13 protein-coding genes are annotated in these 16322 nt (G+C 55.5%); 10 read left to right on the forward strand and 3 right to left on the reverse strand.

Annotated features, from left to right (window positions below; translation table 11 throughout):
* Positions 1 to 61 precede the first annotated feature (61 nt).
* Positions 62 to 622: a sigma-70 family RNA polymerase sigma factor gene (locus IPM21_04750; protein ID MBK9163210.1), complete on the forward strand. Its 561-nt coding sequence runs from the start codon at positions 62 to 64 to the stop codon at positions 620 to 622.
* Complete coding sequence (locus IPM21_04755) at positions 619 to 1479, forward strand: anti-sigma factor (GenBank protein MBK9163211.1); 861 nt, start codon at positions 619 to 621, stop codon at positions 1477 to 1479. Before IPM21_04750 ends, IPM21_04755 begins: the two co-directional genes overlap by 4 nt.
* Before the next feature lie 70 nt (positions 1480 to 1549).
* On the opposite strand, the gene IPM21_04760 is transcribed toward IPM21_04755, so the two are convergent.
* Positions 1550 to 3511: a DUF3857 domain-containing protein gene (locus IPM21_04760; protein ID MBK9163212.1), complete on the reverse strand. Its 1962-nt coding sequence runs from the start codon at positions 3509 to 3511 to the stop codon at positions 1550 to 1552.
* Between the two features lie 58 nt (positions 3512 to 3569).
* The gene (locus tag IPM21_04765) at positions 3570 to 5414 is read right to left on the reverse strand and encodes a DUF3857 and transglutaminase domain-containing protein (protein ID MBK9163213.1); all 1845 of its coding nucleotides are present in this window, start codon (positions 5412 to 5414) and stop codon (positions 3570 to 3572) included.
* Between the two features lie 414 nt (positions 5415 to 5828).
* Here IPM21_04765 and IPM21_04770 point away from each other — a divergent pair, with 414 nt between their 5' ends.
* The 6 genes from IPM21_04770 (at position 5829) to IPM21_04795 (ending at position 11559) form a co-directional block, all read left to right on the forward strand.
* Complete coding sequence (locus tag IPM21_04770) at positions 5829 to 6905, forward strand: class I fructose-bisphosphate aldolase (GenBank protein ID MBK9163214.1); 1077 nt, start codon at positions 5829 to 5831, stop codon at positions 6903 to 6905.
* Between the two features lie 287 nt (positions 6906 to 7192).
* Positions 7193 to 7771: a hypothetical protein gene (locus IPM21_04775; GenBank protein MBK9163215.1), complete on the forward strand. Its 579-nt coding sequence runs from the start codon at positions 7193 to 7195 to the stop codon at positions 7769 to 7771.
* A 299-nt stretch (positions 7772 to 8070) separates the two neighbouring features.
* The gene (locus IPM21_04780) at positions 8071 to 8466 is read left to right on the forward strand and encodes a hypothetical protein (GenBank protein ID MBK9163216.1); all 396 of its coding nucleotides are present in this window, start codon (positions 8071 to 8073) and stop codon (positions 8464 to 8466) included.
* A gap of 167 nt (positions 8467 to 8633) precedes the next feature.
* The gene (locus IPM21_04785) at positions 8634 to 9713 is read left to right on the forward strand and encodes a site-2 protease family protein (protein ID MBK9163217.1); all 1080 of its coding nucleotides are present in this window, start codon (positions 8634 to 8636) and stop codon (positions 9711 to 9713) included.
* An 88-nt stretch (positions 9714 to 9801) separates the two neighbouring features.
* Positions 9802 to 10632 carry a TIGR00159 family protein gene (locus tag IPM21_04790; GenBank protein ID MBK9163218.1) on the forward strand — a complete coding sequence of 277 codons (831 nt, stop codon included), beginning with the start codon at positions 9802 to 9804 and terminating at the stop codon, positions 10630 to 10632.
* Entirely contained in the window at positions 10633 to 11559 is a 927-nt protein-coding gene (locus IPM21_04795; GenBank protein MBK9163219.1) for a hypothetical protein, read from the forward strand.
* Between the two features lie 227 nt (positions 11560 to 11786).
* Here IPM21_04795 and IPM21_04800 read toward each other — a convergent pair whose 3' ends face one another.
* Positions 11787 to 12470: a dienelactone hydrolase family protein gene (locus tag IPM21_04800; GenBank protein ID MBK9163220.1), complete on the reverse strand. Its 684-nt coding sequence runs from the start codon at positions 12468 to 12470 to the stop codon at positions 11787 to 11789.
* An 83-nt stretch (positions 12471 to 12553) separates the two neighbouring features.
* Here IPM21_04800 and IPM21_04805 point away from each other — a divergent pair, with 83 nt between their 5' ends.
* Positions 12554 to 14074 (forward strand): O-antigen ligase family protein, encoded by a 1521-nt coding sequence (locus IPM21_04805; GenBank protein ID MBK9163221.1) that lies wholly within the window; start codon positions 12554 to 12556, stop codon positions 14072 to 14074.
* Positions 14075 to 14149: 75 nt separating this feature from the next.
* Complete coding sequence (locus IPM21_04810) at positions 14150 to 16315, forward strand: serine hydrolase (protein MBK9163222.1); 2166 nt, start codon at positions 14150 to 14152, stop codon at positions 16313 to 16315.
* The last annotated feature ends 7 nt before the right edge of the window (positions 16316 to 16322 follow it).

A 16322-nucleotide genomic window follows, 5' to 3' on the forward strand; every position in this document is an offset into this window, starting at 1 on the left:
TTTCCAGTTGGCAAGACACTTTGAAATAGGGTAGCTTTATAGTTTATATATTAACTTAGCAGTGGCAGAAGCTATCTTACAAAGAATTGCAGAAGGTGATCAGGATGCGGTTCAGGCCGCACTCAAGACCTATGGAGGTCTTGTCTGGTCTTTGGCGAAGCGTATGCTCCGTAATCAAGAAGATGCGGAAGATGCGGTTCAGGAAATTTTTCTTGATATTTGGAAGAACGCAGGAAGGTTTGACGCCTCACAATCGTCAGAAACCACGTTCGTAGCAATGATCGCCCGCCGGCGGTTGATCGACAGGTTGAGATTCAACCAGCGTCGTATCTCCGCTGACTCACTCGACGATATTCTGGCCGAACCGGCCGACCGCTCAGCCCAGAACGTTCAGACCGTGGTTGAAGCTCGCGAGGCGTTCAAAGCTTTAGACGTCCTGCGTCCGGAGCAGAAACAAGTCCTTCAGATGTCCATCATCCACGGGCTTTCGCATCAGGAGATAGCGGATGCAACGGGGATGCCGCTGGGAACGGTGAAAACACACGCCCGGCGAGGGCTGATCCAGGCGCGACAGCACCTTGGGGTCGGTTCGGCGGATTCGAAGAAGGAGGTAGCAGTATGAGCATAGAGCGCGAAGAGGCTTTGCTCGACCTCCTGGTAAAACAGGCTACCGTCGGTTTGACCGAGGAAGAGTCGAGAGAGTTGAAGCAATTAGATACACAAGGCATCGGCAGTATAGACGGCCCGGCTTTCGAGCTTGCGGCGGCGGCCTTGAGCATTGCCTCGCTGGACAAATTTGAACCGATGCCGCAGCACGTTGAGGCCCGGATCCTTTTGGATGCGGACCGCTTCTTTGCAGAGCAGAGTTCCCCGGTTGCGGCCGCTTCATCGGCTGCTGAGAAACGTCCGACGGCAGATGAGAATACCCAAGGCTGGTCGGTTTGGAATTGGCTGCCCTGGGGTATCGCGGCCGCGGCGAGCGTTGCTCTTGCAGTGAATGTGGCGACCGACAATCCGACACCGACTTTAGTCCAGCAGCCGACGCCGCAGGTCGAACAAAAGCTGACCCCGGCACAGGAACGTGATCAATTGCTCGCCTCGGCACGCGATGTCATCAAGGCCACGTGGGCACCGGGCAATGTGAAAGAGATAGTTCAGATCGGCGGTGAGGTAGTTTGGAGCGATGAGAAGCAGGCCGGTTATATGACCTTTAAGGGCCTCCCGGCAAACGACCCGAACAAAGAGACCTATCAGCTCTGGATCTTTGAAGAGAACCAGGGTGATAAGACCCCGATCGATGGTGGCGTGTTTGATGTGAATGCGAACGGCGAGGTCATCGTTCCGATAAGTGCGAAGCTCAAGGCGAAGAACCCGGCACTTTTCGCAATTACGATCGAGAAGCCCGGCGGTGTCGTCGTTTCAAAGCGTGAAAAGATCGCGGCCGCAGCCAAGATCGAAGCGCCTAAGACATCAGCCTAGATCGAAACGACGAAAATAAGAAAGGGCCGCGAGCAATGCTCCCGGCCCTTTTGCGTTTTTGAGGAAGTGATTATTTTCGGATCAGCACTACCGACGACTGTTCGGCATCAAGTATCTTCTTAAAGAACCCACGGACCTCATCGTATCTCTCGGTGCCCATTAGACTTCGCTTTATCTCGATCGAACGCGTGAATTGGAGCTTGTCGTCAAGAACCTCGAACGTTCCCTTGTAGGAGCCGAAATCGGATCTAAGGTCGACAGCCTCCGGGAGTTCGTCGACGGCGTACCCTTCCGGCAGGGAAAAGACGGTCGATTCCTTCATCAGAAGCGGTTCCAACCTGATCGGATTTTTCCGGCTCGGGTTTGAAAAGGAAAACGACTGGCGCCGTCCGACAACAACCGGGCGGAAGATCAAAAGACGGCCCTGCATCACTTGTCCGTAAGAGGGGGCCGAGAAGTTGACCTTTAGGTCAAACGCGGCATCGGCGTGCCTATCTTCGGCTTTTAGGTCAATAAGTTTGGCGCCGGTTGCTCCGCGGGTCAGCCAACCCTCGATCGCCTGCTTGTAGTCGCCGGCAGAAAGCTCGCGTACTTCTCGTCGGAAAACGCTCGAGCTTTGGCCATTGGCCATTTCGAGAATGGTCCCCGTCAATCCGCCCTGCCCGTCAAGCTTTGCCTCGATGCGGCGCTGCAAAAGATCCGTAATTGGCGGCGTCACGGGCATCTCGGACAACCCGCCTTTCTCGCCCGCGATGATAAGTCCCTTGCTGCCCTGCAAGTAGTCCGGCAGGTCGCCAACCGGCGTGAACGGATCGGTCGCATCAAATATCAGCAGCCTTCCGAGCGTCGCGTGTGTCATTACGGTTGCGGCTTTTGTTTCCTCCCCAACCCTTACTGCAATAATACAATGGTTGAATTGCCGCGGCGATGCCCATTCTGCACGAACGTACTCCGGATCACCGGAATAGATCGCGATCGGGTAGGCATCGATGCCGACAACCTTTAGCAACGCCCTCATCAGGTTTGCCTTATCTTTGCAGTCGCCGTATCCACGGTTCAGGACCAGGTTCGAGGGTCTCGGCTTGTATCCGTTCCCATGTCCGACGCCGATGTCGATCGAGATATACTGCAGGTTCTGAACGAATGTACCAATGGCTTGGATCTTTTCGAGCTCCGTCTTCGCTCCTGAAGTAAGTTCCCGGGCCTTTGCCTCAATACCTGCATCGATAATGACTTGCGGTTCGTACAGTGACGTTGCCCAGCGAGAAACATCCAGCCAGTCCGCAAACGCCTTGTTGACCGCATTGCTGCTGGCTTCAGGCTCGTAATTGACGGCGATCCGCGGAGCAAGATGGACCAACGACGGGCTCTGCGGCTCACTTTTGATCGGCGGAAGACTGTTCAACAGCCAAGTGTAGGTGGTTGAGGCACGTGACGGACTTAACTCTGTATGATTGAAGGTTCGAGACGTTGCCTTCCAGCCATCGGGAAGAGTGAGCTGATAACGCGACCTGAGCACAGGCAAACGCCCCTGAAAAATAAAGATGTCCTGATAGAAAAGCGGAGAATCCTCACTTTCGACCGAATAGGCGAACACATCTCCAGGAAGAGCGTCACGACTTGCGTTGGCGACCTTGACCCGCCCCTCGTTATAGATATCGTCCGGGTCAGCAATTACATCAACGATCGACTTTCTATCGAACTCCTTCGCAACCGCTCCGCCGCGGATAAGCCATGCCGCCATTTCATTGACCTTGCCGGAGCTTACAAGGTAATGCGCCTGCCCTACAGCATGGTCGCGACCCTCATTCGTTAAGAGCTTAACGGCGTACCTTTCCGTTGTTATCAGCTTTCCGTTCGAATTAAGTGTCACTGACTGTTCGTTCAGGAGCACGACGGCCGAAACATCGCTGGGATACGATGGAACCGGAGCCGACATTGCCTCCCGAACCCAACCGGGAACCTGAGCGAGGGCTCCGCCGGCCGTAACCAGAAAAAAAGCCAAGGTTATTGTGCGAACGAGTACTTTCATGTTGAGGCTCCTGGGAAATCATCGGCCCGGTACCTGCAGGTTCCGGGCCGGGCTTAGTTTATTGTGTCGGGCGAACGAGCACTGAATGCATATCGTTCTTGTGAAAGATATCGAAGAGCTGCTTGATCGCCGGGTAGGTTTCGGCTTTGAAGTAAACATTTCCCCCACCGCCAAAATGGAACTTCCGTCTGTATATCAAAATACCTTCCGCCGCGTTTATCTGCATTTTGACGGAATGCGAGCTGATGTTTGCAGGATCCCCGGCGTCGCCAGGTGCGTTTGCTTCTTCGAGTTGATGGCCTGGGGGAAGCTTGATCTCGATCTCATCCTCCTCTGACCAGCCGTAGGGGAAGTAAACACCGTATTGCCGCGTATCGGAAGAAAATACCGGCTTCGATCCGTATTCAAAGAAGCCCGGCTGAACCATCAACCTCCGACCGGCCTTTGCCGCATAACCGGGAATCGAGATATCGAACGCGTAAACAAGCGGTTTCGAGCTGTCATCAAAGTTCTCGACCACAACGTTGCTTACTTCGGCGGTGCTGATCCTGCTCTTTATCTCATCCTTTAGATTCTCGATCCGCTTCGATTCGGAATCGCGGTACTGATCCCGTCGGCGGCTGATCGCTTGATGTCCGGTATAGGCTATCGAAACCGAGCCCTTGAGCATACCATCAGCGCCTAGGTTCAACTTTGCCTTTCTTATCGCCTTGGAGAGCTCCGGCTCGGACGATGCGGTCGTGATCCACAAATAACCACCATCTCCGATGAACATCGAGCGTACGTTCTCCCGGTACCAGGGGGTCTCGCCAAAGCCAAGATAAGGCGTCCCGGGGCTATAAACCTTCCATTTTCCGCCGATCTTTACTCCGATTCCTGCGGGCTCGACAAAATTATTGAAAGGATATTTCTCCGGATTAAAGAAGTTCTCGCTGCGGTCTGACATCAAGGCGATCACGACCTCGTAATCGAGCGATCTGGCGAGCGAGGCAAATAGAAGATCGATGAATGCCGTGCTGCCCATCTTTCGCTTAAGCACGTCGTCCGCATCCTTGATCTTCAGATCCTCTCGCTGTTCATCCGTAAGCGATCTGTCATAGGTAATGTTCTTGATCTCGTTCTTACAATAGTCATATAGACGCCGCAGTTTCTCGTCCTCGGTCGTTGCACCGGCGGTCAATTGAGTTGCAAGAGCCTTGACCTCTTTCTTTGGCTTAGTAAGTTCCTTGAAAGCGAGATCCCAGACACGGGCCACTTGCGGCCATACCAATATAGCCCCGAGCGAGTTGTACGAAACATACGCCCATTGCCGGACCTCATCGTCTGGCGGCATATATGGTTCGTCCTTATATGCAGGGACATCATAGAGCGTCGCGACCTGATACCCCTTGTTCGCCGGGTCATCGCGGAACCGAGCCTCGGGAATGTTGTACCAGTTGTACTTAAGCGTTGATTTACCGAACGGCCGGATCAGATAGGTCACCTTCTGCATTGGTATATCGCGCTGGAAGATAAGCCGCTCACCGCCGACCGAATCGCCTTTGATCGTTTCCACATACTGGTACTCAACAATAACGCCCGGCTCGATCGCAGGAACGGCGAATGACTTAGCCATAAATCGGGCCTTTCCGACCTTGGCCACCTCCCGCTCAAAAATGTCTGTCGGGGCGAGGTTTACGATCGTCCCGTCCGGCTTGATCACCCTCGCTGCAACATCCTCGATCTTCTTGCCCTTGGTAAACGGTATATCCAATTTACTGAACTTTTCACGACCACGTTCGGTAAAGATCTTTAGCCGCACGTAGTGCGAAATGGTCAGCCGCGAAAGCTTTTTATCGTCCAGCCGCGTTTCCCAGAAAAGGGCCTCGGCGTCTGCTTCCTTATCGACTTTCGGTTCTTTCATCGCGAGTTCAGCCGGAGAAACGGGCCGCCACTCTTGGCCGAAAACCACAAAGGAAGGGACGAGGACGAACAAAAAGGCAAGCGGAAGCGAAAGACGCCTTTCGCAGGAGAAGTGTTTCAAAAACATCATTTCTTTTTTCTTATGAGGGGCCGCGGGCTTAGAGGGCTAAGCCATGATTCGCGGGAAAACCAATTTGGGAAACTGTATCGTTTCGGGTTCTGAAAATTTTAGGCGAGTTTGCCCAAGAAATCAATAACTTTTTTTTACAATCGGCCGAAATAAGACAAAGCGGGCCATCCGCGAGGCGGCTGGGCGGAGAGCAACGCACCGGCATAGAGACGGCGGAAGGGTTGTGGTATAATCCGCGTTTTATCAGTAACTCATACATAATAAACAACTTTCAGGAGCAAGATAATGGCACTTGACATCGCTAAGATACAGGAACTGCTTGGGAGCGAGGCGGAGACGCTGCTCTCGCATGAATCGAAGACAATTTCTAAGGACCATCTGCATTTGCCGGGCGGGGATTTTGTTGACCGGGTCGTTTCGCAATCGGACCGCAACCCGATGGTGATGCGGTCGATGCAGACGCTTTTTGGCACGGGCCGGCTCGCCGGTACGGGCTATCTTTCGATACTGCCGGTCGATCAGGGCATTGAGCACTCGGCCGGTGCGAGCTTTGCACCGAACCCGCAGTATTTCGACCCCTCAAATATCGTAGAGCTCGCTATTGAAGGCGGCTGCAATGGCGTCGCCTCGACCTTCGGCGTGCTCGGCTCGGTCGCACGGAAGTATGCACACAAGATCCCGTTCATCGTAAAGATCAACCACAACGAGCTGCTCACTTATCCGAACGCCTTTGATCAGGTGATGTTCGGCACCATCGAGCAGGCACGCAACATGGGCGCGGTCGCGGTCGGGGCGACGATCTACTTCGGCTCGGACAATGCGACGCGGCAGATCACCGAGGTCGCCGAGGCATTTGCCTACGCCCACGATCTCGGGATGGCGACCATCCTCTGGTGCTATCTCCGGAATTCGAAGTTCAAAACGGCCGAGGGTGATATGCATACGGCGGCCGACCTTACGGGACAGGCGAACCACCTCGGCGTCACCATCCAGGCAGACATCATCAAGCAGAAGCTGCCCGAGCGGAACGGCGGCTACAACGTCCTCAATACCGAGAGCAGCTACGGCAAAACCAACCCGAAGATCTATTCGGAGCTGACGACCGACAACCCGATCGACCTCGTCCGCTATCAGGTGGCCAATTGCTATATGGGCCGCTCCGGGCTGATCAACTCCGGCGGCGAATCAAAGGGCTCCGGCGACCTTGCCGATGCCGTCCGCACCGCGGTCGTCAACAAACGCGGCGGCGGAACCGGCCTCATCTCCGGCCGCAAAGCGTTCCAACGCCCAATGGCCGAAGGCGTCGAACTCCTCAACGCCATCCAGGACGTTTACCTCTGCAAAGACATAACCGTCGCATAGCCCGTTCAATACTTTCAACCCCATCAAAGCAGCCTCCGCGGGCTGCTTTTTTTGCAGAAGCCTGCACGTAAGTAAGGGCGTTTCATCCAATGCGGAATCTGGAATCTGGAATCTGGAATTCCAAGTTTCCCTTGACACCCCTGTTACAATCGACCCAATAAGCCAACCACCTCCGGGCGCGGAGCATCTTTGATGGTTAGAATCATGCAATTGCGAACGCCCGACAAAACGAAACGCATCACGAATTTCCCAGAGAATTGCAGAATCTCAGGCCTTACCCTTTTATTATGGTAAAAGCGAAATTATCTTTGCTGGTTGTTTTCATTATCGTGGCGGTTGGGTGTACACCACCGCAGTCAGTGGATAATGGTCTCGATAAACGCGAGATTAGCAACACGTTTTCTGCGAAGGAGCAGCAAATACTCCCCAAGGAAATGGTGATTTTTATTGGACGGGGCGGTTGCTGTTATGGGCATTTTATTTCGATTGATAAGGCCGGAGATCTGCAATATTCCGTTGCAGCATACACTTTGACAACATTCGATGAAACTCACTCGGAGAACCATCAACCTAAGACTTTCGACCCAGCACTTATTAGCGTAGACAAAAAATATGCGCCCCAAAGTCGTAAAATTCCGGCCGATAAGGTTGAACGACTCGCACGGCTAATTCAAGACGAAAAGACAATTTATTTAAATGATACATCTGTCTCGGACGACGATTTTATTTATTACATCTACCTCGATAAAAGCAGAATAGCTTTGGGCTATGAATCACACTTGAAGAGCTTTCCTGAGAACCTGCAGGAATTGATCAGCCTGATCATTGGCGAAGTTGAGCTTCACGAATTGCCCGGGATGGCCTAACTGTATGGACACGTTCTTTCCTGATGATAAGACGTTCCAGTTATTCGCATAATCGCAGGCCAGCCGCTTTTGTCTTTTAGTTTATGGAGATCAATAAAGAGGAAAGTGGGACCTTATTTCGAGAGTTACAGACCTGCGTCATAAGGGTGAATTAGTAGCGAGGGCCGAACGGCTTGGAAGAATACTAACGCTGAAGCCACTTTAATAGGGTAATGCAAAAACCGACGAAAATTTACTTCGTTTGTATCTGTTTCGTAGGCCTAACCGTGTGGGGCTGTGCGTCACAAGGGACGTCGAACGTGTCAGATCTGGAACCACAAACGTCGAAAAATCTGCCTGAGACCACGACAAAGCAGAATAACGAACAGAGTTTGTGTCAAAGAGAAGGTCTAGGGTCGTTGGATATCCTCGGGCTTCCAGTTGTTAATTCCCCAGAGCAACAATTTGATCAATTCATCAGAATTGCCGAGTCGGAATTGGCCATTGATCCAAATTTGAAGACCTTACAAAGGAATCCCTCAAGTTATTCTCTCCAGATTCGCGAAACGGAGCATTTTGTTTTTGCTCTTTTGAGTCCTATTGATCGCGGACACTATCCTCAGGATGGAAGCGGTGAAAGTGAGATCGCCAGGGACGTACTTTATACGATATGCAAGGCGGATAGAAAGATAGTAGGAAGGTCGATCTTCAAATAGGAAGTCTGAATTCCCGAATTGAGGTGTTCTTGGGAAGATAACTCAATGATTCTTCCAGCGTGTTTTTGTTGTCAGCGCTTCAAACATTTCCAAACTCACAGCGTTTTGATCGGTCGCGTTCAGGTTCTGTCGCGCGTTTGGTATGCTTTCGGCATCAAACGTTTTTGATGGAGCTTCTCGGCCGCCTTAGCCACAAGTTCGTCCTTTTGCACGTCTCGGGCATTCCGGTGCGTGCGGATGTCCGCTGGCTAGCGGTGCTTTTGGTCATTTCGGGCGTTATCGCCGGCGGCATTCAGCCGATAACGGGCAGCCTTGGCTTAAGCTTTGTGCTTGGGCTTTCGGCGACGCTCGTTTTTTTTGTCTCGATCTTTCTTCATGAATTTTCACACGCGGCGGTCGCCCGGATGGAAGGGCTTCGCGTGGTCGAGATCGTCTTGCATCCCTTCGGCGGGCTGACGCGGTTTGCGAGCGAGCCCGATTCACCGCGGGCGGAGTTTCGGGTGGCGATCGCCGGGCCGGCGGCGAGCTTTGTGCTGGCGGTCGTTTTTGGTGCGGCGGCGGCCGCGGCGGATGCGGCGGAGCTCAATGTGCTCTCGCGGCTGATGCTGACGCTTGCGATCGGCAATCTTCTGGTCGCGGCTTTCAATATGTTTCCCGGTTATCCGCTTGATGGCGGCCGCGTTTTGCGGGCATATCTCTGGCGGACGGGGCGAAACCTTACCGAAGCGACCATCCTAACCGGCCGGAGCGGCCAATGGATCGCGGCGGCGCTTATCGCTTTCGGCATTCTGATCGTCATTGCCCGGCAAGATCTTTTCACCGGGCTCTGGGCCGTTATCGTCGGCATTTTTCTTTTTGACGCGGCAGGCTCGATCATCCGCGAGATGAACTCGGCCTCGCAGGTGCGGGTGCAGGATGTGATGAAGCTCGCCGTTGCCATCGAACCCGAGCGGACGATACACGAGGTCGTGGAAAATATTCTGCCGATGAACCGCCAACCGGTATTCCCGGTCGCCCGCGAGAAGAAGTTATTTGGAATGCTCCTGCTTGCCGAGATACGCGAGCTCGACCCGAAGGCCTGGCACGCGACCAAGGTCAGCGACGTTATGCGGCCAATCGCGGCCGAGCACTTCGTCGATCTTGATACAACATTGATCGAAGCCCGCGAGGCCGTAAGGAGAAACGGCATCGGCGCCGTCTGTGTCGTCAACGCCGAGGGAAAACTGGTCGGCGTTTTTCGCGGCTAGAAGTTAGCCGACACACCGGGCGAAAAGCTGTGATATTCTAAGTGTTTAACAACCTTCGAAGCCAAGCTTCGAACCGCCGAAAATGGAAATGACGGACTACATGCCTTCGCTGATCACGCTGCGTAATCTGCTAGATATTACGCTCGTTTTCATCATTGTGTATGTCGTGCTCAAGCTGCTCCGCGGCACTCGGGCCGTCCCGACGATGGTCGGCATCGTGCTCATCGCGTTGCTTTATTGGCTCTCTGTCGCGCAGGACCTCGCAACACTCGAGTTCGTGCTCCGCTGGGCGGTCGTGCTGCTGCCGTTTGCGATCATCGTCCTGTTTCAGAGCGAGATCAGGCAGGCGCTTATCTACTTTGCCAATCGGCTGCGGTTCCCGATCGTTAATCGGCAGCGGGGCCAATTTGGCGGCAGTGTTTTTGACGAGATAGTGCTTGCCGTAACGACGCTTTCATCTGAAAAAACGGGTGCTCTGATCGTCATCGAGCGCAACGTCGGCCTCAGAAACTTTATCGATTCCGGCGTCCAGCTTGATGCCGTCATCAGCTACGACCTGATGGTCACCATCTTTGACCCGGCGACGCCGCTCCACGATGGCGCGGTTGTAATTAAGGACGAGCGGATCGCCGCGGCCTCGGTCTTTTTGCCGCTGACGAAAAACCCCGAGATCTCTCGCGAGCTCGGCACGCGCCACCGCGCCGCCATCGGCATCACCGAAGGCACAGACGCCATTTCGATCGTCGTCTCAGAGGAAACGGGGCTTGTCACCTGGGTCGAGGGCGGCCGGGTTCGCCGAAATCTTGATACAGCACAGCTCCGCAAACTGCTCTTTACGGCGATGGGCGTTCCGACCTCCAGTGCACAGAAAAAGGCCCTTAAGAACATCAAGGAGGCGAAAAGCGAAGCCGCGACCTAGATGGACCTGATCAAGGAAAAAATTGCCGAGGCAGGTTCCGTCGGGCTCTTCATCAAACACATTCTGCGGAAGGTGTTTCTTGAGGACTGGCTCATTAAGCTGGTCGCGCTTGGCGTGACGCTCGCGCTTTGGGTCGGCGTAACGGGCCTTAGCACACCGACCCGCGAACAGATCCCGGCCGTTCCGATAACGCTCCGCACCGCCGAAGATTTTGTCGTCAGCAATACTCCGCTTGAAACGGCGAGCATCGTCGTCAGCGGCGATAAGCGCCGGCTCGGGCAGATCGACCGCTCGGCACTCCGCTTTTATCTTGACCTTACGGGGCTCGGGCCGGGCGAGCACGTCGTTGACCTTCTGCCGCAGGCCGATGCACTCGACCTGCCGAGCGGCGTAAAGGTCGAGGAGATAAGCCCGGCATATGTTCCCGTCCGGCTTGAGGCCGTGCAGGAGCGGGCCGTCAGCGTTGCGATCGAAACACGCGGCGAGCTTGCCCAAGGGTTTGAGGAATATTCGCGAGCGGTGGTGCCGGCATCGGTAAGAGTACGCGGGCCGGAGAGCGCGGTGCGGAGCCTTGAAAGCGTTTCGACCGAGCGGATCGACATCGGCGGAAGCCAAACGGATGTCGTCGTCCGCCAGGTCCGGCTTAATGTGGCGAGTGCCAAAATAAACCTGCTCGACCCCTACGTAGACGTCACCATCCGCATCGGCGAAAAGCGGATGGAACGCATCTTCCTCGTGCCGATCGCAGATGAAAGCGGCCGGCGAGCAACGGTCGTCCTCTTTGGCCCAAGGTCGCCGCTGCTCCAGGTCGAGCCCAGCGACCTAAACGTAACGCTTGAAACCAGCGAAAACGGCGAAACATCGCTCAAACTCACCTTACCGCGCAACCTCGAAGGCAAGGTCGAGATCAGAAAACTGGCGCTTTAGATAGGTGATATGAATGCCTGTGTGGACCTGGTGTTTACTGCTTCTTTAACGCAGAGAACGCAGAGTTCGCGGAGAGGTATCGAGCTTGAATCCGCAATCGGTTTGCGATCGATTCCTTTAGAGAACTCTGTGTCCTGTCTCTGTGTTCTCTGTGATCTCTGTGTTTCAAATCCCCCTTAACACCCGTTCCGCACAGTTTTATCAAGAACAAGATCGCCGTTCGAGGGCTAAGGTTTCGCGGCAAGGAATTCTCTTAGATCGGCGCGCATCTCTTCGGATATTTCGTGGCCGGCGTCGTATTGGCGGGTGGTTGTGTTGGGTAGGCGTTTCGTGAGCCGCTCGGCGAAGTCGGCGAATTGCTCGTTGGTGTACCATTCGTCATCGTCGCCGTAGAGGTAAAGCACGCGACCGTTGAACTCCTTGTAAAGCGGGCTCGTCTCAAGGTCGCCCGGAATGCCGCCGCAAACGCCGATAACGGCATGTACCGCCTCGGGATAGGTCAACGCAAAGCGAAAGTTGAGAGCGCACGCCTGCGAAAATCCGTAAAGATATACGCGGGAAGGATCTATGGCACCTTCCTCGCTCAGGCGGTCGATGAGGTCGAGCAAAAAGCGATGATGGAGCGCGACCGATTCCTCCGGCCGGTGGTCCGTAAGCCAGCCGAAGCCGACACGGTAGCCGTCATCAGTTTTGCGAAAGTGCTGGTGTGGAGCCTCGACCGAGGCGATGACAAAGCCCTCGGGGGCGATCTGCCGAGCCTCGCGCATCATATACCGCTTGTGCGCTCCGTAGCCGTGGACTGCGATCAGGAGCGGCGCCGGCTCGGCGAGGTCCTGCGGCAAGAGGAGGTCGTAATAAAGCTTGATCTCAGCCGTTATGTATTGGTCGCGTTGTATTTCCGCTTCGCTCATAAGAAAACTCAATTCAACCAAATCGCCCGCCGATAGACAAGGCATAGCCGCGGGCCTTATTCTTGCGGTTTAGCGTCTCCGCGATGAAAGCTGCCATCAGCAAACTAGACCAGCTCGCCGGCATCGGGCCGGAAGGCACGCTCGCTGCGTGGCTTGAGCGCGGTGCGTTCGCCTGCCTTCTGCTGATGGCGGCGGCGGTTCCGCACTCGATCGCCGCGACACAGATCGCCTGGCTGCTCGGGATGGCGCTCTCGGCCGCGAGGCTTTTCATCACGCCGCGGCCGCGGTTTCGCTTTTTTGCTTTTGATGCATTCCTGCTCGCCTTTATCGGTTGGAGCGTCCTAAGTGCCGCCCTTTCTTACGAACCGGCGATCTCGATCGATAAGCTCCGCGGCGTCGGGCTTTTTCTCATTTTCTTTTTTGCGCGGCTCAATTTGCGAACGCGATCCGCGATCGCCGCCATCGCTTTTCTGATGATCGGCTCGGCGATGGTCAACGTCGTCTGGCAGCCGTCCGAGCGGATCATCGGCCGCGGCGTTGAGGTCCATGGGGTCCGGCCCGACGGAGCTTTGGCAAAGGCCGGGCTCGCCGATGGCGACGCAATTCTTCGCATCAACGGCAAGCGAATCTCTTCGCCGGATGAGATCATCACCGCCCTGGAGGCAAATGAAACGGTCGGGGCGATGTTCAACCGGCCGGACATTTATCGCACCCTAACGCTCCGCCGCTCGGACCTCGTCGCGGGCAAATCGCCCGAGGAGCGGCTTGGCTTCGCGTCGTGGAAAAAGAGCCACCGCTGGCGGGCACAAGGCTTTTTTGGCCATTTTACGACCTATGGCGAGGTGCTGCAGATCATCGCGTCGCTCGCTCTCGGCCTTGTGCTCGGGCTCGCCTTCGGCCGCGGTGCTTCGCTTGGCGAGTTCTTCAGGTCGCAGCGGCTTCGGCTGGCTTTGATCGCAGGCATTTGCCTCGCGCTGATCTGCGTCGCTCTGCTGCTCTCGGGAACGCGGGCATCGCAGCTTGGTCTGCTTGTTTCGGGCATTGTGATGGTCTTTGCCATTGGGAATCGACGGCTGATCGCCTTGATGCTGGTGCTTCTGATCCCGGCGGCGGCCGGCGGTTATTACGTCATGCAAAAAACGCGACAGCAGGACGAGACGAACGAATATCGAAAGACGATGTGGCGCGACGGCGTCCGGCTCGCGACCGGGAGCCCGCGGCATCTGATCGTCGGCGTCGGGATGGATTCGCTCAAAGAACGCTGGCAGGAATGGGGCCTTTTTGACCGCGGCTGGCTGCCGATGGGGCATTTCCACTCAACGCCGATCCAGATCGCCGCCGAACGCGGGCTCCCGGCACTTCTGTTCTGGCTGCTCTTTCTTGGAGCTTTTGCCCGCAGCCTCTGGCGATATCTTCGGGCGAGCGGCGACTTGCCCGATGTTCCCTATGCGATAGTTCTCGGCGTTCTCGGCGGGGTCGCCGGCTTTTTCACGGCGGGCATCGTCCACAATAATCTTGGCGATGGCGAGGTCGCGATGGCCTTTTACCTCGCGGCGGCTCTCGGTGCGGCCGAGCTTGTTAACAAAAATGTATGCACCGAATAGGGCAGGCCGCGTTGCAAAAGCGTGAACCAAATTGCGGTTTTTGCCGTATTCTCATCTAGAAACAAGAGGAAATCTATGAAGCTAAATACCCGCACTCGTTCTATCTACGCCTTCGTTCTCGCATTTGTGATGGTCGTTACGGCCATGCCCGGTGCGGTATTTGCGAACGGCCCCGCACCGGCAGCCGACTACACAGCTGCACTCGCCACGATCGAGGAGAAGCTCGAGGCTCGTCGCAAGGAGCTTGGCATTCCGGGAATGTCGCTCGCCATCGTCAAAGACGACAAGGTCATTTATTCAAAGGGCCTGGGCTACAAGGACTTCGAGAAAAAGGTCCCAGTGACGCCAAATACGCAGTTCGCGATCGGCTCGGCGACCAAGGCTTTTACCGCACTTTCCGTGCTGATGACGGCCGATGAGGGCAAGCTCTCGCTCGATGCCTCGCCGCGAACGGTCCTGCCCTATTTCAAAATGGCCGACCCCGAAACCGACAAGAACATCACCATCCGCGATCTGCTGACGCACTCCTCGGGGCTCAACCGTACGGATCTCGCGATGATCACCGGACGGTTGACGCGGCAGGAGTTGATCAAGGTCGCCGGCGAAGCAAAACCGATCGGAAAGCTCCGCGAGCGCTTCGGCTATCAGAACCTGATGTACACGGCGGCCGGCGAGGTCGTCGCCGTTGCCCAAGGGCAGGAGTGGGAAAAGTTCATCCCCGAACGTATTTTGCAGCCGCTCGGGATGAAGACGAGCACTATGACCATCGAACAGATGGAGAAGGTCGCCGACCGCTCGTTCGGGTATAACTACAACTTCGACACAAAAGAAACCATCCGCCTTCCCTATCGCGAGATCAAGCAGGTGGCACCGGCGGGTTCGATCAATTCCTCGGCAAACGAGATGGCCGAGTGGCTCCGGTTCATCCTCGCCGGCGGCGTGCACAATGGCAAACGGCTTGTCTCGGAAGCGAGCTTTGCCGAGTGGATGAAGCCGCAGATGAACGTTACGCCGAACGGTTCGGTCAAGTACGCACTCGGCTGGTTCGTCCGCGACTGGAACGGGATGACCGTTGTAGAGCACGGCGGAAACATCGATGGGTTTAACGCACTCGTGGCGATGATCCCGGAGAAGAAGCTCGGTTTTGTGATGCTGACGAACGTCTCGGGCTCCTCGCTCGGCAGCGAACTTATGCCGATCGTTTGGGAAAACATTCTCGGCAAGCCCGAGGGTGGCAAAGACGTTGCGAAACCGGATCAGCCCGCCGCGGGCGGTGCCGTTCCTGCGGACCTTGTCGGCAAGTATCTGACGCCAAATGGCGAAGGCACCATCGAGATAAAAGAGGTCGAGGGCAAGATCTCGCTCGTCGTTCCCGGCCAGCAGCCCTATGCACTTGCACCGAAAACCGACGGCAAGTTTGCGATGACGCCGCTGCCTGATTCATTCTCAATGTCCGTTAAACGCGACGCCGCGAAACAGGTCGAAGCGATCGTACTGGACCAGCCGCAGGGCAGCTTTACCTTTACGCGCGTCAAGGGCGATGCCGCTCCGGCAGACCTGCCTTCGATAGATGAGTTGATGGCAAAGGTCATCGAAGCTTACGGCGGCGAGACGAACCTCCGCAAGTTCAAAACGCGGGTCACGACCTCGACCGTGAACTTTGAGAACCAGGGCGTGACCGCAGCCGGAACGTCATGGGCAAAAGCCCCTGGAATGTCCGCTTCGGAGTTTACGATGACGGCCGCCGGAAAGGTCATTGCAAAGGGCTACGACTTTTTTGACGGCAAGGGAGGCGAGGAAGCCTACACCTTCGCTCCGGTCTCGAAGTTTACTGGTAAGACGCTTGAGAACCGGCGGATCGATTCGGACTTTTACGCGCCGCTTAATAGGAAGACGAACTACGACAAGGCCACGGTGCTTCGCAAGACCAAGTGCGGCGAAGAGGAGTGTTACGTAGTTGAATTCGATTCGGAAAAGGGAACGAAGACGACCGACACCTATTCGACGAAAACGAACCTGCTTGTAAGGCGTGATTCGGTCATCCCTTCAAGCACGAGCAGCCAGCAGATAGCGATCACGACGACCTTTGAGGATTACAGGAACGTTGACGGCCTGATGATGCCGTTCCGCACTGTGCAGAACAGCCCGAGCAACGGCCGCGTTGTATCGCAGATACGGGAGGTTAAGCACGACGTCAAGGTCAGCGACAAGGTCTTCAAGCCGCGGAAGCTGAAGTTCTAAAGGTTTC

It is taken from the genome of Acidobacteriota bacterium, assembly GCA_016716435.1.
In the GTDB taxonomy this organism is placed as follows: Bacteria; Acidobacteriota; Blastocatellia; order Pyrinomonadales; family Pyrinomonadaceae; genus OLB17.

Bases quoted from the DNA above. Each gene is read 5' to 3' on its own strand.
- IPM21_04755 (MBK9163211.1), top strand. From the start codon at position 619: ATGAGCATAGAGCGCGAAGAGGCTTTGCTCGACCTCCTGGTAAAACAG.
- IPM21_04760 (MBK9163212.1), bottom strand. From the start codon at position 3,511: ATGAAAGTACTCGTTCGCACAATAACCTTGGCTTTTTTTCTGGTTACG.
- IPM21_04765 (MBK9163213.1), bottom strand. From the start codon at position 5,414: ATGAAAGAACCGAAAGTCGATAAGGAAGCAGACGCCGAGGCCCTTTTC.
- IPM21_04770 (MBK9163214.1), top strand. From the start codon at position 5,829: ATGGCACTTGACATCGCTAAGATACAGGAACTGCTTGGGAGCGAGGCG.
- IPM21_04775 (MBK9163215.1), top strand. From the start codon at position 7,193: ATGGTAAAAGCGAAATTATCTTTGCTGGTTGTTTTCATTATCGTGGCG.
- IPM21_04785 (MBK9163217.1), top strand. From the start codon at position 8,634: ATGGAGCTTCTCGGCCGCCTTAGCCACAAGTTCGTCCTTTTGCACGTC.
- IPM21_04790 (MBK9163218.1), top strand. From the start codon at position 9,802: ATGACGGACTACATGCCTTCGCTGATCACGCTGCGTAATCTGCTAGAT.
- IPM21_04795 (MBK9163219.1), top strand. From the start codon at position 10,633: ATGGACCTGATCAAGGAAAAAATTGCCGAGGCAGGTTCCGTCGGGCTC.
- IPM21_04800 (MBK9163220.1), bottom strand. From the start codon at position 12,470: ATGAGCGAAGCGGAAATACAACGCGACCAATACATAACGGCTGAGATC.
- IPM21_04805 (MBK9163221.1), top strand. From the start codon at position 12,554: ATGAAAGCTGCCATCAGCAAACTAGACCAGCTCGCCGGCATCGGGCCG.
- IPM21_04810 (MBK9163222.1), top strand. From the start codon at position 14,150: ATGAAGCTAAATACCCGCACTCGTTCTATCTACGCCTTCGTTCTCGCA.